This is a genomic window from Parasegetibacter sp. NRK P23 (assembly GCF_023721715.1).
Classification (GTDB): domain Bacteria; phylum Bacteroidota; class Bacteroidia; order Chitinophagales; family Chitinophagaceae; genus Parasegetibacter.
In genome coordinates this window covers 360,934-386,301 of sequence record NZ_JAMDLG010000001.1, presented here as the reverse complement: position 1 = coordinate 386,301, position 25,368 = coordinate 360,934, and the positions used below count along the sequence as shown (strand labels likewise).

Annotated in this window: 15 protein-coding genes and 1 CRISPR repeat array; of the genes, 4 read left to right on the top strand and 11 right to left on the bottom strand. The window is 45.2% G+C overall.

What is annotated here, in order from left to right:
* Window positions 1-24: 24 nt before the first annotated feature.
* From M4J38_RS01470 to cas9, 7 genes are all read right to left on the bottom strand, one after another.
* Window positions 25-924 (bottom strand): energy transducer TonB, encoded by a 900-nt coding sequence (locus M4J38_RS01470; protein WP_251757745.1) that lies wholly within the window; start codon window positions 922-924, stop codon window positions 25-27.
* A gap of 91 nt (window positions 925-1,015) precedes the next feature.
* Entirely contained in the window at window positions 1,016-2,125 is a 1,110-nt protein-coding gene (locus M4J38_RS01465) for a calcium:proton antiporter (RefSeq protein ID WP_251757744.1), read from the bottom strand.
* Window positions 2,126-2,192: 67 nt separating this feature from the next.
* Window positions 2,193-5,011: a CRISPR direct-repeat array (repeat unit 47 nt; unit sequence GTTGTGATTTGCTTTCAAATTATTATGTACATTAGTTCTTCGACAAC).
* 93 nt (window positions 5,012-5,104) lie between these two features.
* Entirely contained in the window at window positions 5,105-5,410 is a 306-nt protein-coding gene (gene cas2 / locus M4J38_RS01460; RefSeq protein WP_251757743.1) for a CRISPR-associated endonuclease Cas2, read from the bottom strand.
* A 32-nt stretch (window positions 5,411-5,442) separates the two neighbouring features.
* On the bottom strand, window positions 5,443-6,339 hold the full coding sequence (gene cas1, locus M4J38_RS01455; protein WP_251757742.1) for a type II CRISPR-associated endonuclease Cas1: 897 nt from the start codon (window positions 6,337-6,339) through the stop codon (window positions 5,443-5,445).
* Between the two features lie 34 nt (window positions 6,340-6,373).
* Window positions 6,374-7,462 (bottom strand): type I restriction endonuclease, encoded by a 1,089-nt coding sequence (locus M4J38_RS01450; RefSeq protein ID WP_251757741.1) that lies wholly within the window; start codon window positions 7,460-7,462, stop codon window positions 6,374-6,376.
* 32 nt (window positions 7,463-7,494) lie between these two features.
* On the bottom strand, window positions 7,495-8,181 hold the full coding sequence (gene nfi / locus M4J38_RS01445) for a deoxyribonuclease V (RefSeq protein ID WP_251757740.1): 687 nt from the start codon (window positions 8,179-8,181) through the stop codon (window positions 7,495-7,497).
* Window positions 8,182-8,460: 279 nt separating this feature from the next.
* Complete coding sequence (cas9, locus tag M4J38_RS01440; RefSeq protein ID WP_251757739.1) at window positions 8,461-12,738, bottom strand: type II CRISPR RNA-guided endonuclease Cas9; 4,278 nt, start codon at window positions 12,736-12,738, stop codon at window positions 8,461-8,463.
* A 413-nt stretch (window positions 12,739-13,151) separates the two neighbouring features.
* On the opposite strand from cas9, the gene M4J38_RS01435 reads away from it, so the two are divergent.
* Window positions 13,152-13,700, top strand: coding sequence for a dihydrofolate reductase family protein (locus M4J38_RS01435; RefSeq protein ID WP_251757738.1), 549 nt, complete (start codon window positions 13,152-13,154; stop codon window positions 13,698-13,700).
* Here M4J38_RS01435 and M4J38_RS01430 read toward each other — a convergent pair.
* The 3 genes from M4J38_RS01430 to M4J38_RS01420 form a co-directional block, all read right to left on the bottom strand.
* A complete protein-coding gene (locus tag M4J38_RS01430; RefSeq protein WP_251757737.1) occupies window positions 13,676-15,928 on the bottom strand; it encodes a helix-turn-helix domain-containing protein in 2,253 nt (750 codons plus the stop codon). The genes M4J38_RS01435 and M4J38_RS01430 overlap by 25 nt on opposite strands.
* 128 nt (window positions 15,929-16,056) lie before the next feature.
* The gene (locus tag M4J38_RS01425; protein ID WP_251757736.1) at window positions 16,057-18,249 is read right to left on the bottom strand and encodes a glutamine synthetase III; all 2,193 of its coding nucleotides are present in this window, start codon (window positions 18,247-18,249) and stop codon (window positions 16,057-16,059) included.
* A gap of 173 nt (window positions 18,250-18,422) precedes the next feature.
* Window positions 18,423-19,322, bottom strand: a complete 900-nt coding sequence (locus M4J38_RS01420; RefSeq protein ID WP_251757735.1) for a glycosyltransferase — start codon at window positions 19,320-19,322, stop codon at window positions 18,423-18,425.
* A gap of 104 nt (window positions 19,323-19,426) precedes the next feature.
* Here M4J38_RS01420 and purL point away from each other — a divergent pair, with 104 nt between their 5' ends.
* Entirely contained in the window at window positions 19,427-21,664 is a 2,238-nt protein-coding gene (gene purL / locus M4J38_RS01415; RefSeq protein WP_251757734.1) for a phosphoribosylformylglycinamidine synthase subunit PurL, read from the top strand.
* 122 nt (window positions 21,665-21,786) lie between these two features.
* Window positions 21,787-22,590, top strand: coding sequence for a pyrroline-5-carboxylate reductase (proC, locus tag M4J38_RS01410; protein WP_251757733.1), 804 nt, complete (start codon window positions 21,787-21,789; stop codon window positions 22,588-22,590).
* Window positions 22,591-22,682: 92 nt separating this feature from the next.
* Here the strand turns inward: proC and tyrS are convergent, their stop codons facing one another.
* Complete coding sequence (tyrS, locus tag M4J38_RS01405) at window positions 22,683-23,960, bottom strand: tyrosine--tRNA ligase (RefSeq protein WP_251757732.1); 1,278 nt, start codon at window positions 23,958-23,960, stop codon at window positions 22,683-22,685.
* Window positions 23,961-24,229: 269 nt separating this feature from the next.
* Between tyrS and M4J38_RS01400 the strand changes: the two genes are divergently transcribed.
* Complete coding sequence (locus tag M4J38_RS01400; protein WP_251757731.1) at window positions 24,230-25,363, top strand: PorV/PorQ family protein; 1,134 nt, start codon at window positions 24,230-24,232, stop codon at window positions 25,361-25,363.
* Window positions 25,364-25,368 lie beyond the last annotated feature (5 nt).

Genomic DNA, 25,368 nt, shown 5'->3' with positions numbered 1-25,368 from the left:
GCTATTGTATTATAGTTTCGTTGCTTACTTCGTAATTGCAAAACTGATGGGTTGAACAAGTACCTGAGGCACTTTTTTTCCACGATAGGTCACCGGCTTCCAACGGTTTGATTCGGTTACCACCCTCACTGCTTCTGCTGCAAGTTTTGGATGGATTTCCTTTGGATTTTCCACCATAACATCGGCAATATTTCCGGCCGGAGTAACTACAAAAACCACCCTTGCCGTAGCGCTGGCGCCTTCCGCTCCTTTTGGAATCTTAACGTACTTCAGTGCAAGATCGGCGTTGAGCGTTCGCTGCAAGTATTTGCCCCACCCGCCGGGCAATTCAGCCTTTGTGTAATGCATATTGTATTGGTATTTTGTACGGGGGAACGCAGGCAGAGCGAAGATGCTGTCATCTAAAGGCCGGGGTTCTACCTGTGTGCAGGTGATCGCCTGTTCTGAAAAGATACAAGATACTTTCTGTGAGAGCCATATATCCGGATCGTTGCTGTTTTTATCACAAATAATATCCCGCGCGAAGCAATAATCGTAAGTATAAATCCTTTCTTTAAACGAGGCAGACTCACAATCGTAGCCTGCAATGGTAGAACGTTGTGCTTTTTGTTCGATTTTCTGCTGCTTAGTTGTATCGGGTTCAATGGTGTACAATGTGTCGAAACCTGAAATGATGCGGTAACTGTTCTCTTCGCCAGGGAGGGAATAGGTGGTAAAGTCTCCTGCAACTATCTTTTTTTTCCCGTTCTTAATGTAGATGGTCATGGTGTTTCCGGGGTTCTCCCTTGCAAAATCCGTGGCAGAAACAGCCGCAAGTTTTGAAGTGTGCACCACTTTGTAATGAATGATGCCTTCAAAGGTTTTGGGTTGCGATTGGCCTGCAAGATGAAAGAGAATGGCCAGGGTAAGGAGGACAGGTTTCATGTTTTTGGGCGAAGGTATAAAAAATGAATAGATGGATACGGCAGTAAATACTTGTTTTCTTTTAATTAATTTGAAGCAGTTGAATTCCAGCTTACGGCACGATGGTCGTAAACAAATAAGAAGCGAATATGACCAGCAGCACGATGCCCTGCAAAATATTGGTACGGCCTGAACTGAAGGACAGGCTTACAATAAACAGGGAAAGCATCAGCATCAGTGTGGATTTTGCATCGATCCCCAGTGTTACCGTGAATCCCGTGAAATAGGTAACGATGGCTACCGCTGGAATGGTGAGTCCGATACTGGCGAGGGCTGATCCCAGCGCCAGGTTCAGACTGGTCTGCAGCCTGTTTTTTCTTGCGGCCCTCAGTGCGGCCATGCCTTCCGGAAGAAGGATCACCGCGGCAATGATAATGCCTACCAGACTTTTAGGCGCGCCGATATTTACCACGATATTTTCGATAACTGGAGAGAGTTTTTTAGAAAGCATCACCACCATGGCGAGTGCAAGCAACAATAGCAGCAGGCTCGAAACGGTGGTGGCGTTAGAAGGTGGTGGGGCATGTGTTTCCTCATCCAGGGAAGCGTCGCCTTCGGGCAGGAAATAATCGCGGTGCCGTATCGCCTGCACAAAAACGAATCCCAGGTAAATGACCAGGCAAATAATGGCAACAAAAATCATCTGGCTGTTGGAGTAGAATGGTCCGGCCTTACTAGTTGTATAATTGGGCAACACCAATGTAAGCAACGCGATCGCGGTGATGGCCACCAATGATGCGCTCACTCCCTGTTTCATAAAGACCTGTTCTTTGTACCGGAATCCGCCCACCAGCAGGCATATCCCTATAATGCCGGTAAGAATGATCATGATGGCTGCGAACACGGTGTCTCGTGCCAGGGTAGAACCTTGTATGCCCTCTGTTAACATGATGGAAACGATAAGCGATACTTCTATGATGGTGATGGATAAAGCCAGGATCAATGTGCCGAAGGGTTCACCCACACGATGCGCCACCACTTCGGCGTGGTGTACCGCCGATAACACCACGCTGATGAGTGATATGGCCATTACTGCGGCCCAGAGGCCGGAAAGCGGTTCCGTGCTGGTAAGAAAGATAAGTACGGATATAAGAGGTGCAACAACGGACCAGATGGGAAGATCAATGTTGAATTTTTTATGGAGTAAATTGTTGGTTTGCATATGGTGTTCGTTTGTTGGAGGTTGTAAGATACGGAATTGTGGGGGGAGTACCTGCCCTGATCATTGCGTTGTGATTTGCTTTCAAATTATTATGTACATTAGTTCTTCGACAACTTCGATCCGGTAAACAAGTGCATGACGCAGGTTGTGATTTGCTTTCAAATTATTATGTACATTAGTTCTTCGACAACCTATTCCCGATAACGCTATTTTCAGGTACAGTTGTGATTTGCTTTCAAATTATTATGTACATTAGTTCTTCGACAACTTCGGCAATTCCGTTTTCTTCTCTATGATAGTTGTGATTTGCTTTCAAATTATTATGTACATTAGTTTCTTCGACAACCTGGGTGCAAATCGGCGTAAATATCACAGCGTTGTGATTTGCTTTCAAATTATTATGTACATTAGTTCTTCGACAACAGCGCATTAGCAAACGAAGGCTATGAAGGCGTTGTGATTTGCTTTCAAATTATTATGTACATTAGTTCTTCGACAACAGGTGGCGGAAACCGCTGAACTAGTTCGCAGTTGTGATTTGCTTTCAAATTATTATGTACATTAGTTCTTCGACAACAGACCTCTTGCGTATCGCTCCATAATCTCGGTTGTGATTTGCTTTCAAATTATTATGTACATTAGTTCTTCGACAACAACCCTGCTGATAAGCAGGAAGAGGGAGAAGTTGTGATTTGCTTTCAAATTATTATGTACATTAGTTCTTCGACAACTCACATACATAAGTAGCACCGTCCTTAAGTGTTGTGATTTGCTTTCAAATTATTATGTACATTAGTTCTTCGACAACGAATCATGCCATCATCGAACCAACTTTTCGGTTGTGATTTGCTTTCAAATTATTATGTACATTAGTTCTTCGACAACTACACGACATTTTTACATCGTGGGTAAGGTGTTGTGATTTGCTTTCAAATTATTATGTACATTAGTTCTTCGACAACAAAACACGAAAGCATGAAAGTTAAACTGCTGTTGTGATTTGCTTTCAAATTATTATGTACATTAGTTCTTCGACAACTTTTTTCGTCGCGTTCCGTGATAGAGTAGGGTTGTGATTTGCTTTCAAATTATTATGTACATTAGTTCTTCGACAACACATTATTGCGGACGGAAGTTTCAACATTGTTGTGATTTGCTTTCAAATTATTATGTACATTAGTTCTTCGACAACAGGAAACAGTTCCTACCGTTTCGCCATTAAGTTGTGATTTGCTTTCAAATTATTATGTACATTAGTTCTTCGACAACAATCTTGCAGCGCCAAACGCTGCTCAGTGCGTTGTGATTTGCTTTCAAATTATTATGTACATTAGTTCTTCGACAACAACACTCGGCGGAGACCGCTTAGGCAGCGGGTTGTGATTTGCTTTCAAATTATTATGTACATTAGTTCTTCGACAACCTTCGGCCGCTAACGCAGAAACCGCCTTTCAGTTGTGATTTGCTTTCAAATTATTATGTACATTAGTTCTTCGACAACGCAGCAGAACGTATACTCAAACTTCGTGCGGTTGTGATTTGCTTTCAAATTATTATGTACATTAGTTCTTCGACAACGCTAAACTAGAAAATGTAATCAAAGAACTCGTTGTGATTTGCTTTCAAATTATTATGTACATTAGTTCTTCGACAACGCGCTCAGCGTTGACGCTTCCGGTCGCCTTGTTGTGATTTGCTTTCAAATTATTATGTACATTAGTTCTTCGACAACTCGTGGAAACGGCTTTGGTTCCACGCGTTCGTTGTGATTTGCTTTCAAATTATTATGTACATTAGTTCTTCGACAACCAATGCCGCCTATTATCTTCAGCTGAGTGGTTGTGATTTGCTTTCAAATTATTATGTACATTAGTTCTTCGACAACAAAACGAAGCAACGCTTCAAATCGCGAAGCGTTGTGATTTGCTTTCAAATTATTATGTACATTAGTTCTTCGACAACAAGGGTTGGTGGAGTAAGAAGCGGTGAAGCGTTGTGATTTGCTTTCAAATTATTATGTACATTAGTTCTTCGACAACTTGTTAGGAAACCGTCTTTATTAGCGACCTGTTGTGATTTGCTTTCAAATTATTATGTACATTAGTTCTTCGACAACTTCCGTGAATTCGCCAGGTATAGAAAGAACGTTGTGATTTGCTTTCAAATTATTATGTACATTAGTTCTTCGACAACGGAACACCGGCAACAGTAACACCGGCGACAGTTGTGATTTGCTTTCAAATTATTATGTACATTAGTTCTTCGACAACGCCGGAGAGTGAAATTGAAATAACTGATTGTTGTGATTTGCTTTCAAATTATTATGTACATTAGTTCTTCGACAACGCATCGGCGACGGGGCCAGCATCGGCTACGGTTGTGATTTGCTTTCAAATTATTATGTACATTAGTTCTTCGACAACGCTGAACGGCTCCATATCCTTGATGGTACTGTTGTGATTTGCTTTCAAATTATTATGTACATTAGTTCTTCGACAACACAGGTCGCAAGTACCTGAACTGCTCTTTAGTTGTGATTTGCTTTCAAATTATTATGTACATTAGTTCTTCGACAACATCGAAGCTGATAGGCTTCATTAGGAAGGCGTTGTGATTTGCTTTCAAATTATTATGTACATTAGTTCTTCGACAACGGTTACAAGTGACTTCGTTCTTATTGTTGTGTTGTGATTTGCTTTCAAATTATTATGTACATTAGTTCTTCGACAACTTCGGGGCTATGATAAGTACTTTTCTGACGGGTTGTGATTTGCTTTCAAATTATTATGTACATTAGTTCTTCGACAACCTATACCAGTAAGTGCAGCCATAGCCCACTGTTGTGATTTGCTTTCAAATTATTATGTACATTAGTTCTTCGACAACACAAACGCTCTAACCAGCTAGTCATCAAGAACTTAAACCCCAAATCAGGATTGAAAAAATGAGTTTTTACCCCGTTTTTTCAATCCTGATTCTTTAAAATAACTCCAGCTGCTGCACCGTTTCCGGCCCGTCAACCGCCTCATGACCCCGGAAAATCTCCATCATCCCGAACTGCTTGTCCGTAATGCACATAATGCCCACATGACCTTTTTCAGGAAGAATCTTTTTCACCCGTTTAATATGCACATCGGCATTCTCGCGGCTGCTGCAATGCCGCAGATATATACTGAATTGAAACATCTGGAACCCATCCGCAAGAATGTCTTTCCGAAATTTCGTGGCGATTTTCCGGTCCTTTTTCGTTTCTGTGGGCAGGTCGAAGAACACTAATACCCACATGATCCTGTATGCGTTAAGCCTTTCATACATGGTTATTCCATCACCGGATAGATGATTTTTTTGCTCAAGCCCTCAAAACATTTCGCCAATGAAGCGGTGGTGCGTTGAATGGCCATCAGCATCGGACTTTTTTGCCCGTTAATCTTAACATCCAGCTGCGGGATTTTCAGCAACTCTTTTTTCATAGAAGGCGTCATTTCAAGAAATTTTCCATTCTGCCGGATGATCCCGCATACCACCAGGTCCACGTACGGACGATAAGGCTCCATGATATCGTCTGCCAGGCAATACGCATTATACTGGTTCCGATGATGGATGCCCAGGGTTGGAAGCAGGCCGGACCCCACAAGGCTCCTGGCCACCATCGCCCGTAGTAACGCGTATCCATAATTGAGCAGATTATTGGGGTTCGCGCCATATCGTTCCCTGCGGAATTCCAGGAAATCGGGGAATACATGTTTCCAGTAATACGCCGCCGCCTGACCTTCAAGGTTTTCTGAATCGCCGCTCTTTACTTCTTTTGAAAGGTTGAGTAAAAGCTTGTTTTCGGCTCTTTGGCTCTTCAGTACCATGGCCTGGTTGTATATCTTCTGCGCCACGGTTTGTTGCCACAACTGCTTTTTCAGCGGAACGGACGCGTCAATCTGTACTTTGAATTTCTGGCTTTGCAAATTGTTGCCATCCAGGTTCAGCATCAAACCAACAGGATGATGGGTGTGGTCGCAGGTGATTAATGCTGTATTGTTGGCCAGTAATTTGGAAATCAGTACCTGTGTAATGGTGATTTGGGTGTTGTCCAGGATCAGGATGCCAATGTCTTCAATGGGGACCGGTTGGGTTTCTCCTGAATCGTGCATTTCTATAATCAGTTGTTCATTGGCCGTTTTCAGGTAAGCCGGATTCCCAAAATAAAGCGTGCGTTTAATCATGGGAGTGAATTTTGAATGAAGAATATTGATGCAGCTATTCCTTCACTTCCGCCACCTGTTTTTGTTTGTCGAGTACAGCAACTGTATTCAGCAACTGATCTGCGTATAGGTATATGTCTCCGAGTGTTTTAAGTTCGCATTTGGTTTCTTTTTTCTGTTCATCAAAGAGCCCGATCTGTTTCCGGGTATTCGTGAGGTAAAGGCGGCAGATGCTTTTCCGGTTGTTGTCGTCCAGCAGGATAGCGAAGTAGGAGAGGGCATCCCTGTGGTGCACGCGGTTGCCATCGATTTGCACACGGAGTATTGCCCTTACGATATAGAATGCCTCCAACTCTTCTGCGGTGGTTACAATGCTATCGGTGGATGGTGGTAATTCCGGAGCGGCTTCTGTTTCTTTCTGGCTCTCGGTTTCTTTGGAAAGCGCTGATCTCAGACGGTCGTTGATGAGGTCGTTGATGTATTGCGTAAATGATTTCCGGGTGAAGTTGGTGAACTGGTCCAGTACTTTTGCCGTGATAGTACCGCTGTAGATTTGCCTGGCGAAATGCTTCACAAAATCCGGTCCGGGATTGGCGATTTCATTATGAATGAGTGTTTTCAGTTCATTCGTGTATTTCAATTCATTGGCGGTACTGACGATGTTGTCGAAATCGTAATAGTTTTTGTGAAACTTCTTCAGTTCTTCGATCTGGTTGTCTTTGATGTCGGTAATATCGAAAACGAAGAAAGGCTTTTCGTCCATTTTATTGGCTTCCACGAGATCAGTATAGAAACGGTATTCAATGCCGTTGGTGAGGATGGAAAACTTTGCTTTGGTGGTATGGAAATACCTGAACAACTGGGATGCGTTGTTTACGTTTAAGGGGGCGCCGTTCCATTTACATTCGATCAGGATGATCGGATCGCCATCTTTCAGAATGGCGTAATCAATCTTTTCTCCTTGTTTGATGCCAATGTCGGCCACCAGTTCAGGCGTTACTTCCATTGGATTGAATACATCGTAACCCAACTCGCTGATGAATGGCATGATGAAGGCGTTCTTGGTTGCTTCTTCGGTTTTAATCTGGTCTTTGAGTTTGGAGACTCTTTCCGCGAGCAGTTTGATTTTGTCTTTGAAGTCCATGGTGATAGGGGTTAATGGTATTTAGCGTTGCGTTATAATTGTGAAAAGCCTTCTTTCAATTCGCCTCTTCTGAATTTGTTCACCAGCTCATGGGCGAGGCGGGTAGGTACCGGAATCCTGTATTTTCCGGTACATTGTCGAATGATTTCCAGGCTGTTCTTCATACCGATGCGATGGCCCGGAGAAATGAATACGGGAGCAGTTTTTCCTTTACTTCTGAATGCATAACCGAGTTGTTCATCTTTGTGTAGTATTGGACTGAATGAGCCTTGTTCAGGGTTCGGTTCTTCATACCTTCCGAAAAGAATTTTTTTGGCGCAGCCCATGCTGGGTTGTCCGGTATGTACGCCGAAATGAGCCGCTATGCCCATTCGTCGCGGGTGAGCGATACCGTGCCCATCTACTATCAATACATTAGGTTTAGTGGGCATTTGTTGCCAGGCCTCAGTGAGTGCCGGTACTTCTCTGAAAGCCAGGTAGCCCGGTACATAAGGGAAATGCGTTTCGGCTTTTATAAGGGAATAAGCAATAGGAATCAGGCTGGGAAAAGAAAGCAGGATAATGCCGGCGTAAATGGTGGAACTGTATAAATTCAAGGATATATCCGCTCCGCCGATGGTGGAGATTTTCAAATCCCGTTCAGTGATATCTAGTTTTTCCCTTAGCTCATTTTGAATGAGCGTAGCCTGCGGTATGGTGATATTTGAATAAAGTGCCATTGCGAATGCCTTTTGTTTAGACTATTGCTTCAGGATAACTCCTTTGGAAAGAATAGTTTATTCAAAGTATTTCAAAAAGCAGGCCTCTCTTTCTGAGTATCCATTCATTTTAAATGGATATTCAGAAAAGGCTGCAGGTTGATTTCGCAATAAACGTAGTTTAATTATTGGGGTAGGAAAAACGGTTTTCCGTAAAATGGGGAGGATTTATTAACATCAGTTAAATAGTCGAAATAGTAAGTTTAATCAAAATTTTGTATTACGTACAATGCGGTTGTATTAGTATTCGCCCACTCCAACGATTTGTCCTATATGATTGATTCTTACTTTGACTATATCTTGAATACCTGAAAGACTTAATCGTTTGAATGTAACGTCTTTAAGTTCCTTTTTGGATTCCACAGATGTTTCCAGATGGTGCCTGAACCAATAATCTCCAGTGGTAAGTTTCTGAATCCTAAATAAGTTGGGACTTATGTCCTTATTTTTTTGGGGGTTGAATAAGTCTATTTCTGAGGGGATGAATCCGGTTTTTTCGTTAGGGAATAAGAAGTATTCATTTTGCTTCATTGAGAATAGAAATGTCCAACCCAAAGCTTCATTATATTGCCTGTCAATAACTGGGAGTCCGTTTGAAGAAAGTTGGACGGCATCAAAGAGGGAGACTACACGCTCCTGTAAATTTCCCTCGTGATCTCTGTAGATAGCAACATGATGATTGTTGCCAGTACTTATAAAGTCAACCGGAATTAACTTGCCATCCGAAGATTTAATTTGCCTTCCAAGATGATCCTTTTTGTAGTGAAGGTTGGTAGCGTTTTTAACGCCACTGATCTTCACCCGTTTAATGCTAATTCCTTTCGACTCATTCATCCAGATAGGGTTCTTTTCGAGGTCGCTGAAAGCTTTCTTGGGATCATTATCAAACGCTTTAAGCCGTTCAAAAAGTTTTTTCTTAACCGCTTGGTCCAGTACTTTTTCTATGGACTTTGCATCGCTAAAGTTCCCAGGGTTAATATCTTTCCTGATGGAAAAATCATCTTCCAGCCATGTGAGTTTGATTTTCTCTGGTAATGTTTGCTTTTTTTCACTATCAAGATAAATAGGATTTTTACTGATGGCATTTTTTCCGCCGAAAGCTTTTTTAGGATCGTTTCCGTTCGATACAAGCCTTTCCATTAAAGCTTTACGGTAAATGGAGTTGGTTACCTGGTTAATTATGCTTTCGTCGAACTTAGCGCCTATTTTTTCTTCTTTACTTACGTAGTATCTGTACTTTCCATAAACTGTTTCTTTATGTAGCTGGCCTCTGGGGGTAAGTTCTGTTTTTATCTTATCACCTTTTGCCGTATGGATTTTATTTTTGTTTTTGGTGACAACTTTGTTTTTTGCTTTATGTGATACAAGTACACCTTCAAGGTGTTCCAGGGCCAATTCCCTGAAGTTAGGTATCGGAAGCCTGAATTTTCTTTTACGTCTGCCAAGATCATCAATAATTAATTCAGTTTCTTTATCCTCAATGCCAAGAATGTTATTATGAAGTTTATGCCCTTCGTCTTTTCTTGCATTCAGATAGTTCAGGTATTGTATATGGTTGCGTTTTGTGAATGCGATAACCAAGGCGTCCATTGCATGGTGCCTGTGATCATTCCGCTTACTCCAATCCACGATCCGTTCTTTTTGACCACCATCTTTTTTGTCGATCATCTCAGTAAGTCCTAAAGCCCGGAATTTAGGCATGTTAATTTCCTGCATGATATTTACCAGGCCCCAATCTTCCCGCAGTTTGGCTGTTACTTCGCCTGAGGTTGCTAATACACTTCTTGTAATAGATAAAAGCATGTTTTTAGCCTTTTTAGCGATATACTGGCTTTCTCGTAAATCACGTTCAATAAAGCCTTCTCCTATTTCGCTTTGTCGTTTTTGCAGTTTCTGTAGCTTGGCCTTTGAAATGCCTTCTTCCTTGCTTTTTTTACCCATTTCGAAAAGGGCTGTAATACGGTTTACGAATGCTTCAGCCTCGTCTTCTCCGTATTTGCTCAGAATGAAGTCGTAAGCAGTTTGATTTCCTTTCTCCTGGTTTTCTTTTCTGTATATAACGGTTTTATTGGAAAAGCTATCATCAAATAAACTCATTTGTGGAATAATATGGTCCACATCAATTTCTTTGCTGAATAGTTTTTCTCTGGGAATATAAGTATTCGTGTAAAGGTCTTTGTAACCGTTGTTTTTTAGTTCCTCATAAAGTTTATAACGGATGATATCTTTTCGTGTTGGATTATGGATGAAAAATTCAGATTGAAGAATCTTTATAATTTTCTCATGCCTGATTTTACTTTCATTGATGTTTGTTGTCATTTCTGCGCGCTCAGCAGCATTTTTTTTCAACTCCCGCGCCAGCTCAATGCGTATCTCATCGAAGTGGAAATTTTCTTTGTGGCCGTTGGCTTTTAGTTTTTTATTTTCTTCATCAATGAGCGTGTTAACCACATTTACCATTTGGTTTAATATCTTCTCTACAACAGGGCTACGCAGTTCATTTTTTTTCAGGGGATCTAAGCGTTCTTTTAGTGCTCGATTGGCATTGTCTTCCTTTGTTAGTGAGGCTTCTGAATGGTTGTAGCCGGCAAGTTTGCAAGCTTCGCTGTATTTATTTTCTTTTATGTACGGAATTATTTTCCGGATGGCTTTGCTGCTAAGATTCCCATAATCACTATTTAATGCAACATTTACTAATATTTTGGTGTGTGAAGGTCGAAAACCAAATTTCTCACAAAGCTTTTTCTTTAAGCCAATATCATTATTGCCATACAAAAAGATATCTTCCTGTTCATGCTTTTTCGAGTCATCTTCTATTGAATATAGCAAGTGCCATAATTGATAGGAGGGTTGCTTTTCAAATTCTTTCCCGTTTAGTTCAGCATCAAAATGAAGGATTCCTGTATTTATGCCCATCATCTCAAAGATGGATTCAATCATTGTCAGTATTTCCGATACTGGTTTTTCGATGGTTCCCACTTCAATATTGTCGCTTCCGGCAAGTTTTAGCAAATCTTCATCATACCCTTCCATTTCTAATATTCTGAGATAGGCGTTAAACAACGCCTGATTTGTATGATTGCCTTCAAGTATTCTATAATTAGCATCCCATTCCTTGGGATTGTATCCAATGTATTTGATGGCCTCTGTAGCTTTCAGATTGCCCTTGATGTTCAGTTCGTTAAAAAGAATTTGCTTGGATTCAAGGTCTGGAACGTAAACCTGTTTAGTTGTTTTGTGTGTAAATTGAAGGTTGTTTAATACCTGCCATATCTTAAATTCCTGGAAAAGGGGAGAAGATTTTGGGGCAACTTTTAAACCAATATTCTTCTTTTGTATCCGCCCGTTTTTTTTGATTTCTATTTCCTTGCTCTCAAATTCGCAAAAGCTGACTAATCCTTTTTGCGACTTTAGTTTTCGCTGGTAAAAAATGACAATATCTCTTATTTGTTCTTTAAGTTGTGGGGTCAACAAAGGATAATGCTTTGCCTGAGTTTCCCAAATACGTTCAAATTCATCCATGTAATCCTGCCGGTAAAATACCTGCCCCTTTAATCGGGTATGGGGATTTTTTTGAATTTGCCTGTATAAGTTTTGCCCAACCGTTTCATTGTTGAAATAGAGTTCTTTACTACGGTCACTTATTGCGCCGAGGTAACCGCTGGATTTGTTTAAATCATTGTTGATTTCAGTAATCACGTAAGCAACTTCTTCCTTAGATAATGCGGCTCGAACCGCATTGCTGCGCAGTTCATATGCTTTTACCTTCTTTTCATCTCTAGTTCCTTTAATATCCGCAGTGTTGAACCCATATTTACTCCAGAATGCTGTTGATGTGGCGCGTTGGCCTTTTCCTTCCAGGTGCTTCCTGAAATCGGAGGTTAAAATGTCAGGATGGAACTGTTGTTGAAGTTGCCAGACTTTATTCAACTCTGCCTCCAGGTCTGATCGGTAAAAATCGGGGAGATGTTTTTTACCCTCTTTAAGTAATCTTAAACACAATTGTCCTGGTGTGAGTTGCTCCTCGTATAATATTTTTGCTACGGCCATTCCATCAATAAGTTGCCCCTCGTCAGTATTTTTTGCTTTTCTACTGCTTTTATACCCCCGCTTTTTATTGATGGCTAGCAATACTCTTGCGAATGCTTCGAGTGGTATTTTTTCTGTGGCTGCAGTTGATCTTAAGCCATAAGTGGAATAGGTGGTTGCTTTGCCATCTTCGGCAAGAATGCTATCTGTTGTTATGATTTCGTTTTTTATAAGTACCTCTACCAGATTTTTACGACGAAGTTTGTATCTGCTAAGATTACGACGCATACTCCGTTTAAGGGTTCTATCCGCATTCACTGAAACTGGTTTACCTTTTTCAAAGTTTGTTTGTTCGTCCGTTGATAATGGATTTACACGAACGCCAATCGATTCAATAGATGAACTCGTCTTTTGATCATCTTCTATTATTTTTGCCCATCCAATGGAAGTAGTGCCCAGGTCAAGTCCTAATATATGTTTTATAGACATTTTGTTAAGCAGTTTGCAATGAATATAAATAGGTTTACTATTGAAGATTTACGGATTACCGTAAATGTGTAGGTTTAAAAATAAACTTAGCTGAATATGTATAATATTGGTTTTTGCTTATATTGCAGACGAAGCAAATCACAATAAGGATTATTCCGTTGTGAAAACATTAAGTTGCCCTCGACTTTGACGGGGGCTTTTTTGTTTTATGAATTCTTTTCTTGTGGATGTAAAAGAACCGAACTTTTGGCTGAGCAATTGTATGAAGCATAGTTTAAGGATTTCTTTAGGATTCTTACCTGGGGTTGAATAAATTTAAACATTTTCATTTACTTATCAAGACATCCAAAAATTCCTCCCCCAACTGCCATACCGTTGTCACCCACCATCCTTTTCTTCGCAAAAAAATATCTATGCGCAAACTCATCCTCCAACTCGCCACCTCCCTCGATGGCCTCATAGAAGGCCCCAACGGTGAATTCGACTGGTGCTTCACCGACCAGGACTACGGCATGAACGAATTCCTCCAACAAACCGATACCATCTTCTTCGGAAGAAAAAGCTATGATCTCTTTAAAGCGCATATCCCTTCCAGTGATGCGCAGGAAGAAAGTAGCTTCTGGAACGCTTTTCTTTCCATGAAGCAATACGTGTTCTCCCGTAATCCTCAGCAGGAACAAGGTGTAACGTACATTTCCGATGATATTGTAAATAAGGTGAAACAAATAAAAGCCGAACCAGGAAAAAATATCTGGCTCTATGGCGGAGCATCCATCACCAGTTTGCTCATGAAGGAAGGACTGGTAGACGAACTGATGCTCGCCATGCACCCGATTGTTTTGGGAGCCGGAACGCCACTGTTTAAAGACCTCAACGGGCGCGTAAAGCTACAATTGAAAAAATCCTTTCCTTATGATACGGGCCTGGTTTCCCTGTATTATGAGGTGCTGCCCGTTTCCTGAAGCCGGATATATGCCGCTACGCATTTGATCTCGAAGTAGCTGAAAGAATCATCCAGTTGTTCTTTTACGGCGGATAGGGAAAAGCTCTCCAATGCGCGTATCTTTTCGGCGATGGCGTTGAGTTTTTCCGCTGTTACGATGGTGTTGATATCAATCTCAGAAGTTCCCGCGTAAGCGGCGATATGTCCTTCAATAGTGGTTACGGCAAGCGCTCTTTCTTTGGCGATTTCCGTTATGCTTTTTCCTTCTTTGAATAAGGCCAGACTAATACGTTTGGTCTCGCCTTTGGGCACTTTTACGGGTTTGGGATCAGCAGGGTGGGAGGGCGCTTCCATTGCGGTTTGGGGGAACAACGGACGATGCAGTTTGCTTACTTCTTCCATGATGGCATCCATATCCTTTTCTTCCGCAAGTGATTGCACAATAACATTTACCTGGTTGAGTTGCCGTTGTCGCTTTTCGAATTGAAGCTGTATATCACGCAGCTCATCCAGGTATTTTTTTGTACGGGGTTTGTTCCGCATTTCCGCATAATGAAGTTGTAGCGGCACTAATATTTTTTGCTCCAGTTCCGCATTGAACCAGGTGGTGGCGGCGGTGGCTCTTTCTTTCAAAAGGTGCGGCTCGTTGCCGTTATCCTGCAACAATTGTTGCAACTGCGCGGTAAACCTGGCACCTACTTCCTGCAATTTCATCAGCACTCTGGAGATGTCTAGAAACAGAATATAACCTTTCTCTTTATTCAGGATCACCCGTTTTTCGTAAGCGGCCAGGAATTCACTCACTTCTTCGCGCAGCTTGCTCCAGTCGAATACCTGCAGGATGGATTTTCCGGCGAATGCTTTCTGCGCTGATTCAAGGAGCTCCAGTAAAGCGTTTTGTGCAATGGTTCTCTGGGAGAAGGCGAGTACATGGGGATCGGTACTGATGCTGTTCGCTTCAATGGGCGATTTCAATACGAGTCCTTCCATATTGGTGAGCCGGCTCAGCGCCACATAAACCTGCCCCGGCGCGAAAGAGCGACCGGCATCTATCATGGCTTTCTGGAAAGTAAGTCCCTGACTTTTGTGGATGGTAACGGCCCAGGCGGTACGAATGGGGTATTGGGTGAAAGTGCCCAGTTCGTCTTCCGTAATACGGTCCTTTTCGGCATCGAACTGGTAGCGGATGTTGCGCCAGGTTTCTTTTTCCAGCGTAAGCAGGTCGGGCTCATGGGGGAAACGCACCTGGATATGGTCCTGAACGAGGTCTATCTTTTCGATGAGGCCTATCTTGCCGTTAAAGTAGCGCCGGGCCTCACCTTTATCGTTTTTGATGAACATCACCTGCGCCCCTTGTTTCAGGGCCAGTACCCGGTCGGCGGGGTAGGTGTGTTCGGGGAAATCGCCGGTTACCAGCGCTTCCAGCAAAACGGGTTTGCCGGGCAGTTTATCCAGTTCCTGTTTATTGATGGCATCGGCTTTGAAGTTGTGGGAGGTGAGCGTAATAAAATCATCGCCCGCTACCGGTGTGAATGCCGGTTGGTAATGGTCGCGGAGGAGGTCGTAGTCGCTGGGGGTGCAGCAGTTGTTGCGCACGTTGTTCAGGAGGTCCACGAAGCGCCGGTCCTGCTGCCGGTAAATTTTGTCGAGTTCAATGGAAACGGGGTCGGCTTCGCGGAGCACCAGCGCATCGAAAAAGAAAGGGCTGGCGTATACTTCCCGTAAATGGTTCCAGTCTTCTTCTTTCACTACCGGCGGTAATTGGAAAAGGTCGCCGATGAACAGCATCTGTACCCCGCCGAAGGGCTCCTGCCTTTTGCGGATGTTGCGGAGGATGGCGTCCATCGCGTCCAGCACATCGGCGCGTACCATGGATACTTCATCGATCACCAGTAACTCCGTTTCGCGGATGATGCTTCGTTTGGCGCCGCTGAGTTTCGCTTTGTGAAACAGCTGGTGTTTGTTGTACACGTTGCCGTTTTCTTCTCCCCAGCCATGCGCTTTGTTGTGAATGTAGGTGCCAAAGGGCAGGTTGAAGAAAGAATGGATGGTCATGCCGCCGGCATTCATCGCGGCCACGCCGGTAGGGGCCACGATGGCCATTTTTTTGTAGGCGGTATCCTTCAGGTAACGAAGGAAAGTCGTTTTCCCGGTACCTGCTTTTCCCGTGAGGAAAATATGCCTGGAAGTCTGGTGCACAAACCTGGCCGCCAATTGAAACTGTACATTCGAAGTATCCGTTGCCATGGAGCGGCAAGTTAGCAATATTGTGCATAGGGGAGAATAGGTGTTTTAACGGGTACGCCATCATCCGGCATAAAAAAAGCCCTCCCATCGAAACGGGAAGGCTTCATTTGTTCAAGTCAGTACCATTTTTATCTCAGGAACAACAGTTCGCGGTATTTCGGAAGTGTCCATTCCTTGTCGTCTACCATCAGTTCCAGTTTGTCAACATGGTAGCGGATTACATCGAAGTATTTGCCTTTAACTTCATCGCAATAAGCGATCGCTTTTTCACGGGTATCCGTAAGCGCGTTTGCTTTTTTGCGGGCTTCGATCATTTCCACCACTTTATCGCTGATGATAGCGATGTGAGAGGATATTTTTTCAAGAATGTATTTCTGCGGGCCGTAAGTTCCGGCGTCCAGACCAACTTCTTTCAGGCCTTTTACGTTCTGAAGGAGGGTGTTCTGGTATTTGATAGCGGCGGGGAGGATCAGGCTGGTAGCCATTTCACCCATGATGCGCGCTTCGATCTGTACTTTCTTGATGTATTTTTCCAGTTCAATTTCGTGGCGGGCCTCCAGTTCAGGATGCGTGTAAACGCCATTGCTTTCGAACAGTTTTTTCGCTTTGGGGGAAACCATGGCATCCAGCGCTTTTGGCGTGGTTTTGATGTTTTCCAGGCCACGTTTTTCGGCTTCTTTTTCCCAGTCGTCGCTGTAACCGTCGCCTTCGAACAATACTTTTTCAGAAGCAACGATGTACTCGCGGATCACGTGCATGATGGCGATCTCTTTTTTCTCACCTTTTTCGATCAGGGCATCCACATCCTTTTTGAAGGTTTTCAGTGTTTCAGCCATGATGGTGTTCAGCACGGTCATCGCGTTGGCGCAGTTGGCGGAAGAACCTACGGCGCGGAACTCGAATTTGTTGCCGGTGAATGCGAAAGGAGAAGTACGGTTACGATCGGTGTTGTCGAGCATTACTTCAGGAATGCTGCGGTGCAGGTCGAGTTTCAGGATGGCTTCGTCTTGCTCATCGAATTTATCACCTACTCTTTCTTTGATATCGGCGAGTACTTTGCTCAGGTATTGGCCGGTGAATACGGAGATGATGGCGGGAGGTGCTTCGTTGGCGCCCAGACGGAAATCGTTGGAAGCGGAAGCGATAGAGGCGCGCATCAGGTCGGCATAGTCGTGTACGGCTTTGATGGTGTTCACGAAGAAGGTCAGGAACATCAGGTTGGTCTTCGGTGTTTTACCGGGTGCCAGCAGGTTAACGCCGGTATCGGTAGCCATGGACCAGTTGTTGTGTTTACCGCTACCGTTGATGCCCGCGAAAGGCTTCTCGTGCAGCAGCACGCGGAGGCGGTGGCGGCGGGCAACGCGGTCCAGCACGTCCATCAGCAGGGTGTTATGGTCAACCGCGAGGTTCACTTCTTCGAAGATGGGGGCGCACTCGAACTGAGCGGGGGCCACCTCGTTGTGACGTGTACGCAGGGGAATACCCAGTTTATAGGACTCCTGTTCGAAATCGCGCATGAATGCGTAAGTTCTTTCAGGAATAGAACCGAAGTAGTGGTCTTCCAGTTGCTGGCCTTTTGCGGGGGAGTGTCCGAAAACGGTACGTCCGCTGAGTACCAGGTCAGGACGGGCATTGAACAATGCTTCGTCGATTACGAAGTACTCCTGTTCCCAACCGAGGGTAGGGGTAACTTTGGTTACATTCTTATCGAAATAGTTACAAACTTCAACAGCGGATTTGTTCAGGGCTTCCAGCGCTTTCATCAGGGGCGCTTTGTAGTCCAGTGATTCGCCGGTATAAGAGATGAACACGGTAGGGATACACAGTGTTTTACCGGTACCAATGTCCATGATGAATGCGGGGGAAGATGGATCCCAGGCCGTGTAACCGCGTGCTTCGAAAGTAGCGCGGAGACCGCCGTTGGGGAAAGAAGAGGCGTCAGGTTCCTGCTGGATCAGCGCCGCGCCGTCGAATTCTTCGATAGCGGTACCATCACTTTTCAGGGTGAAGAAGGAATCGTGCTTTTCAGCGGTGGTGCCTGTAAGGGGCTGGAACCAGTGAGTATAGTGAGTTACGCCTTTGGATTCGGCCCATTGACGTAAGCCGGCAGCAATTTGATTGGCCATGTTGCGGTCGATTTTCTTACCGCCTTTAATAGAGGCCACGAGGCTTTTGTAGCCTTCATCGCTCAGGAAGGAGCGTGCTTTTTCCAGGGTGAAAACATTTTCACCGAAAATGGAAGTCACCTTCAGGGAAGGGGGAACCGAAGTCTCGTTGTTGTCAACAGACAGGTAGTTTAGTGCTTGGAATCGTAATGACATTGATACAAATTTTGATATGCAAATCAAAGGCATTTGACAGATAAAACCAATAAAATAACATTCGTTAGGCTGAATTTTTAATAAATTCTATTGTATTGTGGTGATTATGGTGTAGTTGTTCGAAAAAATTCACCAAACCCTTGAATGAATGATTGTATATAAAAATTTTTAATCTAAAATCGTTCTAAAAAGTTTTCTATTCCCGATTGTTTGATCCGTTGCTCCCAGGTGAATGGCCGCATATCTTCCGGGCAGGCATATTTAAAAGTGTTTACAGCTTCCCAGGTCAGGTTCTCCAGATCTGTGTCGAGGTAAAAATAGTTTCCGCCATATTGTTGCTGGAAATCCTGTATCCAGGGATAATTCGTAGTGATGATCCGCCTTTGGCAGGCGGCATATTCCAGGAATTTTGTGGACGTAAGCTGGTTAAATGGAGCCACCGGGGAAATGAAATTGATGGCGAAAGCAGCCTGGAGTATAAGTTCCCGTAGTGTTGCCGGGGAAACGGGCCCTGTAAACCGGATATTGGCGGCATGCCTGTATTTTTCTTGAAGCGCTGCATAATCCCGGCTTACGATCAATAAAGTATGCGTTTTTAATGCAGTTGTAAACCGGTCGAGCAGGAGGGGGATCGCACGGTTTTTCTCCACACTGCCTACATATATAAAGTCATGTAGCGGAGGAACTGCGGGACTTTCCGCGAGCCAGCTTTCGGGGATGCCCATGTCTCTGAAGACAGAAGGTGTTTGTTTTTTGAAGGTAAACGAGCGCTGAACGTATTCATTCTGGAAAATCCGCAGGTCAGGGGTTGTATTAAAACAGCCTTTCAGCGTATTCTTCAGGACTGCGAATGGAGGCATGGAGGGAGAAGCATACTCATGGATAAGTATGCGTTTGGGGTGCCGGGCGGCGTAATGCGTACCCATCATGCGCCATTCCACGGTAACATCATGGGGAAGTTGGTCCGTTACATGCCAGGTGGAAGTCTTCCACCCCTTTTTGCTGAAATAACCGGTATATGCGGTAAGTTCAGGTAAGAAAGCCTTGTGCGGATGAACGAACGCGATGTGCATAACTGAGCCTGGATAAAAGATACAAAGCAAGAAAGATACGGCGTATTTCCCATCTGTATTATTTGTACTTTTGCGCTTTCTTTTAACATCCTTCGCATATTAATATGGAAATTACCCTCAGTGTAGCCGAAAAACTCGGCATCCGTCCGGAAGAGTTTGAAATGATCAAGCAAATACTCGGGCGCACCCCCAATTTTGCGGAACTCAGCGCTTACTCCGTGATGTGGAGCGAGCATTGCAGTTATAAGAATTCAATCAAATGGCTGAAGACCCTTCCCCGCAAAGGCAAACGTTTGCTGGTAGAAGCCGGAGAAGAGAATGCCGGCCTGATGGATATCGGCGATGGCTGGGGCGTTGTTTTCAAAATTGAATCGCACAACCACCCTTCCGCTATTGAACCTTTCCAGGGCGCCGCAACCGGGGTAGGTGGTATCCACCGTGATATTTTTACCATGGGCGCCAGGCCCATCGCGGCTTTGAACAGCCTTCGCTTCGGCAACATCGAAGAAGATAAAACACGTCACCTGCTCGCGGGTGTGGTACACGGCATTGGCCACTACGGCAACTGTTTCGGCGTACCCACAGTTGGTGGTGAAATATATTTTGAAGAATGCTACCATACCAACCCGCTGGTGAACGCCATGAGTGTGGGCGTGGTGAAAGCCGGTCAAACGGTTTCCGCAACCGCTGAAGGGGTGGGGAATCCTGTGTTTATCGTAGGTTCCGCTACTGGTAAGGATGGTATGGGCGGCGCGGCATTCGCTTCCGCCGACATCACGGAAAACAGTATTGAAGACCTCCCCGCTGTTCAGGTGGGCGATCCCTTCCAGGAAAAGAAACTGCTCGAAGCCTGCCTGGAAGTGATCCAGAACGGCGGACTGGTAGGCATGCAGGATATGGGCGCTGCCGGTATCATCTGCTCCACTTCTGAAATGAGCGCCAAAGGCGGCGTGGGTATGATAATCAACCTGGAGAAAGTACCTACACGTCAGGCCAATATGAAGGCATGGGAGTTATTGCTCTCTGAAAGCCAGGAAAGAATGCTGATGGTGGTGGAGAAAGGTCGTGAAAAAGAAATTACCGCCATCTTCGAAAAATGGGACCTGCCCTGCTCCGAGATCGGGGAAGTAACCGGCGACGGTATCCTCCGTTTCTATATGAACGGTGAACTGGAAGCCGAACTGCCCGCTGAAAGTATGGTGCTGGGCGGCGGTGCACCCGTTTATACCCGCGAATACAAAGAACCCGCTTACCTCGAAAAAGTAAAAGCGTTCAATCCCGATACCATCGCGGTACCTTCCAACCTGAAGGCCACGGCGGAAAAAATCATCACGATCCCGAACATCGCCAGCAAAAGATGGATCTACCACCAGTACGACAGCATGGTAGGCACCGGGAACACCTCTACCAATTCACCTTCCGATGCGCAGGTGGTATTGGTGAAAGAAACGAATAAGGCCCTGGCAGTTACCGTGGATTGTAACAGCCGCTACGTATTCTCCGATCCCTATGTGGGCGGCATGATCGCCGTTTCAGAAGCGGCCCGGAATATTGTATGCAGTGGCGGGCTTCCACTTGGTGTGACCAACTGCCTTAATTTCGGTAACCCTTATGATCCCGAAGTATATTACCAGTTCGTGTACGCCATCAAAGGAATGGGCGCGGCCTGCGAAAAGTTTGAAACGCCGATTACCGGTGGAAACGTGAGCTTCTACAACCAATCCCCTGATGGACCGGTTTATCCGACACCCACCATCGGTATGGTTGGACTGCTCGAAAGCATGGACGAAAAGATGACCCTCGATTTCAAAGCGGCAGGCGATCATATCTACCTGGTAGGCCATCAATCGAACGACATCAATTCTTCTGAATACCTGCATAAAGTGTGCGGTGTGGAATATTCTCCCGCTCCCGCATTCGATCTTGAAAACGAGTTCAACGTGCAGCAGGCCATCAGCCAGCTCATCAAATCGAAACTGATCGATTCCGCGCACGACATCAGCGAAGGCGGCTTGTTCGTGACCCTCGCTGAAAGCGGCTTTAACCGTAACCTCGGTTTCGCGGTGCAACTGCCTGCTGACCTCCGTAAAGACGCGGCGCTCTTTGGTGAGGCGCAAAGCAGGGTGGTGGTGTCCGTGAAAGAGAGCAACCGTGCGGCTTTTGAAAAAGAACTGACCGCAACAGGCTGTGCTTTCTCCCAACTGGGAACCGTTACCGAAGGAGAAGTCCGGGTAAACGGAGAAGGATGGAACAACATCGGCTACTGGAAAAACCTGTACGATACAGCGCTGGAAAATGTGATTGGCGGCGGTGTGGCGGAAGATGCGCTGAGTGCGATATAAATTTTGAATGTTGAATTTTGGATGTTGGATTGAACGTTGAGTGCAATCCAACATCCGAAATCTTTCAACTTTTGAATGATAAAGTTTGACAGAATACTAATTCAACATCCAACATTAAAATTATGGCCTACAAAAAAATAGCCGTGATCGGCGGAGGAAACCTTGGTTCCGCGATAGCGGAAGGATTGATTAAAAGCGGGTTCTCCCAGCCTTACGATATTACCGTTACCAAACGGAATGTTTCCACGTTAAAATCACTGGAAGAGAAAGGGGTAAAAACCAGTTCTGATAACGTGGCCGCTGTCACGGAAGCCGACATTATTATACTTGCGGTAAAACCATACAATTATCAGGAAATACTTTCCGGTTTCACATCCGCCCTCAATCCCCAAAAGCACCTGCTCATCTCCGTGATATCAGGGGTATATGTAAAGGACCTCGCCGCGATTGCCGGGAACGAAATCCCCATTTTCAGGGCCATGCCCAATACAGCGATCGCTATCCAGGAAAGCATGACCTGTATCAGTTATATCGCGGCTTCCACCGAGCAGATCGGGCACGTGAACAACCTGTTCAGTAACCTAGGCTCCGTGGTGGTGATCGATGAAAAGCTGATGGATGCCGCAACGGTGCTGGGTGCCTGTGGTACCGCTTATGCGATGCGTTACATCCGGGCCAATATACAGGGAGGAATCGAGATCGGTTTTGACGCCGCCACCGCCAGCCTGATCGCCGCACAAACGGTAAAAGGCGCTGCGGAACTTTTGTTGCAAAGAAACACACACCCCGAACAGGAGATTGACAAGGTAACCACACCCAAAGGCTGTACCATCGCCGGTTTGAACGAAATGGAACACCAGGGTTTCAGTTCTTCACTCATCAAAGGAATTTCCACTTCTTATCAGAAGATCGCGAAAGACATGTAAGCGGGAACGAAAACAATTTTTAAAGACTTTATAATTAAAGGGTATGCGTTATTGAAATGCATACCCTTTAATTTATCTGTTATCTGCTTTGTTCAGGAAAATTTCACCAGGTAATAATTCTTCTTTCCTTTTTGTACCAGCAGGTAAGTGTTGTGCAACAACATATCTTCCATTACCGGAGTGGTCATGTCTTCTATCTTTTTCCTGTTGATACTGATGCCGCCGTTCTGCAACATTTTCCTGGCTTCTCCTTTACTCGGGAAGATGCCGGTTTCAGCAAGGAAACTGATCGGATCAATACCTGTTGCCAGTTTTTCCCTGGCGTAATCAATTTTCACGATGCCATTCATCTCCTCGAGATCACTTACGCTGAGCGATTCAGCCGGGGCGGATTGCGCGTTGAACAGCTTGGCGGTGGTTTCCAACGCTTCGTCCAGCGCTTCCTGGCTGTGAACGAAGCGGGTGATTTCTTCGGCCAGTCTTTTCTGCAAAAGACGGGCGGCGGGGTCGGCCTTATGTTGTTCGATCAGGCTTTCGCAGGTGGCTTTATCGAGGAGCGTAAACAGTTTGATCCATTTCTCCGCGTCCGCGTCGGATGCGTTGAGCCAGAACTGGTAGAAATGGAAGGGAGATGTTTTTGCGGGATCGAGCCATACATTGCCCTGTTCGGATTTCCCGAATTTGCTGCCATCCGTTTTTGTAACCAGCGGACAGGTAAGCGCGAAGGCGTCGGAGCCGCCCATGCGGCGGATCAGTTCGGTTCCGGTGGTGATATTGCCCCACTGGTCGCTGCCACCCATCTGGATTTTACAGTTTTTGTGTTTGTTCAGCCACACATAATCGTAGCCCTGGATCAACTGGTATGTGAATTCAGTGAAGCTGATCCCGCTGTCGCCTTCGATCCGTTTTTTCACGGAGTCTTTGGCCATCATATAATTTACCGTGATGTGTTTGCCCACCACACGGATAAAATCGAGGAAGGAAAAATCTTTGAACCAGTCGTAGTTGTTGGCCATTTCAGCCGCATTCGGAAGAGACGGGTCGAAATTGAGGAACTTTTCCAACTGCGCCCGGATGCCCGCGAGGTTTTTTTGAAGGGCGTCTTCGTCCAGCATTTTCCTTTCTTCGGCCTTAAAGGACGGGTCTCCTACCATACCGGTGGCGCCGCCCACCAGGGCAATGGGTTTATGCCCGGCACGTTGCAGGTGCACCAGCATCAGGATGGGCACCAGGCTCCCGATGTGCAGGGAGTCGGCCGTTGGGTCGAACCCGATGTAGCCGGTGGTCATTTCCTTGTTCAATTGGGCGTCGGTGCCGGGGGTCATATCGTGGAACATTCCTCTCCAGCGGAGTTCTGCTACCAGGTCCATAATGCATTCATTTTGAATAGAAAACTACAATTTCGGGGCAAAGATACTTTTTTTGGAGCTGCGTTGATCAAAGAAAAACGCCAGGTTCAGATCGGTGTTAATTTTGGAAATAACCGGTGTTCTTACGGGGGTGATATCCGTTAAAACACTGTGAACCTTCCCACAATATAAGCGCGGCCATACCGTTTTATTTTGTCGGAAATAATCCCGGAACCGGGCTCCTTCGTACTTTTGATGAAAGAGGACCTTCCTGTGAAACCGAACCAATCATGCTTATTCTGAAAGAAGACCGGATGAAATACCTGAGACCGTTTATTATTGCCTTGCTATTTATGGCGGGAACAAAGCCTTTGCTCGCCCAGTTCCGCAAGTATTCCAACGAATTCCTCAACATCGGTGCCGGTGCAAGAGGATTGGGGATGGGTGGCGCCCAGGTAGCGGGGGTGGAAGATGTGACCGCAGGTTACTGGAACCCGGCCGGGCTTACGGGGGTAAAGAACGATCCGCAACTCAGTATCATGCACGCCGAGTACTTCGCGGGCATCGGGAAATATGATTACGCGGGACTTGCTATTCCCACAGCTAACAATAAGCGCACCATCGGCATCTCCGTACTCAGGTTCGCGGTAGATGATATTCCCAATACCTTATTCCTGGTGGAACCGGACGGAACCATCAATTACAACAACATCCAGACCTTTTCTTCCGCAGACTATGCTTTTTTGCTTTCCATGGCCCAGGAGTTGAAATCTTCCAGGGAAGGGCGGAGGGTAAGTTTCGGGGGCAACGCCAAAATCATTCACCGGAAAGTGGGGAGCTTTGCCACCGCCTGGGGATTTGGTATTGATGCCGGCTTCCAGGTTATTGATAAGAAATGGCGCTTCGGGATCACCGCAAGGGACCTTACGACCACTTTCAACGCCTGGACATTCACTTTCACCGACAGGGAAAAAGAAGTGCTCTACCTCACCAACAATGAAATTCCGATTAAATCCACCGAACTCACGGCGCCACGTCTGGTTATCGGAGGAGGGTACAATTTCAAAATAAGCAAGTCCATCAGCATGATGGCGGAAGCGAATATTGACCTCACCTTCGATGGAAGAAGAAATACAGTGATCAGCAGTGATCCTTTAAGTGCAGATCCGAAACTCGGATTGGAAGCTACTTACAAGGATGTGTTCAGCATCCGGGCGGGTATCAATAATTTTCAGCGGGCCCTCGCAGATGGGGACACCCTCAATCAAAAGAAAGTGTGGATCTATCAACCGGCCATAGGTGCGGGATTTAAGTTGAATAACTTTTATATCGACTATGCGTTCACGAACCTTGCAAACCAGTCAAACCCTTTGTTTACGCATATCTTCTCGCTGAAGTTCAACCTGAAGAAAAAAGAAAAATGAGCCGT

Coding starts and splice junctions, on each gene's coding strand:
- M4J38_RS01470 (WP_251757745.1), bottom strand. CDS start 924: ATGAAACCTGTCCTCCTTACCCTGGCCATTCTCTTTCATCTTGCAGGC.
- M4J38_RS01465 (WP_251757744.1), bottom strand. CDS start 2,125: ATGCAAACCAACAATTTACTCCATAAAAAATTCAACATTGATCTTCCC.
- cas2 (WP_251757743.1), bottom strand. CDS start 5,410: ATGTGGGTATTAGTGTTCTTCGACCTGCCCACAGAAACGAAAAAGGAC.
- cas1 (WP_251757742.1), bottom strand. CDS start 6,339: ATGATTAAACGCACGCTTTATTTTGGGAATCCGGCTTACCTGAAAACG.
- M4J38_RS01450 (WP_251757741.1), bottom strand. CDS start 7,462: ATGGACTTCAAAGACAAAATCAAACTGCTCGCGGAAAGAGTCTCCAAA.
- nfi (WP_251757740.1), bottom strand. CDS start 8,181: ATGGCACTTTATTCAAATATCACCATACCGCAGGCTACGCTCATTCAA.
- cas9 (WP_251757739.1), bottom strand. CDS start 12,738: ATGTCTATAAAACATATATTAGGACTTGACCTGGGCACTACTTCCATT.
- M4J38_RS01435 (WP_251757738.1), top strand. CDS start 13,152: ATGCGCAAACTCATCCTCCAACTCGCCACCTCCCTCGATGGCCTCATA.
- M4J38_RS01430 (WP_251757737.1), bottom strand. CDS start 15,928: ATGGCAACGGATACTTCGAATGTACAGTTTCAATTGGCGGCCAGGTTT.
- M4J38_RS01425 (WP_251757736.1), bottom strand. CDS start 18,249: ATGTCATTACGATTCCAAGCACTAAACTACCTGTCTGTTGACAACAAC.
- M4J38_RS01420 (WP_251757735.1), bottom strand. CDS start 19,322: ATGCACATCGCGTTCGTTCATCCGCACAAGGCTTTCTTACCTGAACTT.
- purL (WP_251757734.1), top strand. CDS start 19,427: ATGGAAATTACCCTCAGTGTAGCCGAAAAACTCGGCATCCGTCCGGAA.
- proC (WP_251757733.1), top strand. CDS start 21,787: ATGGCCTACAAAAAAATAGCCGTGATCGGCGGAGGAAACCTTGGTTCC.
- tyrS (WP_251757732.1), bottom strand. CDS start 23,960: ATGGACCTGGTAGCAGAACTCCGCTGGAGAGGAATGTTCCACGATATG.
- M4J38_RS01400 (WP_251757731.1), top strand. CDS start 24,230: ATGCTTATTCTGAAAGAAGACCGGATGAAATACCTGAGACCGTTTATT.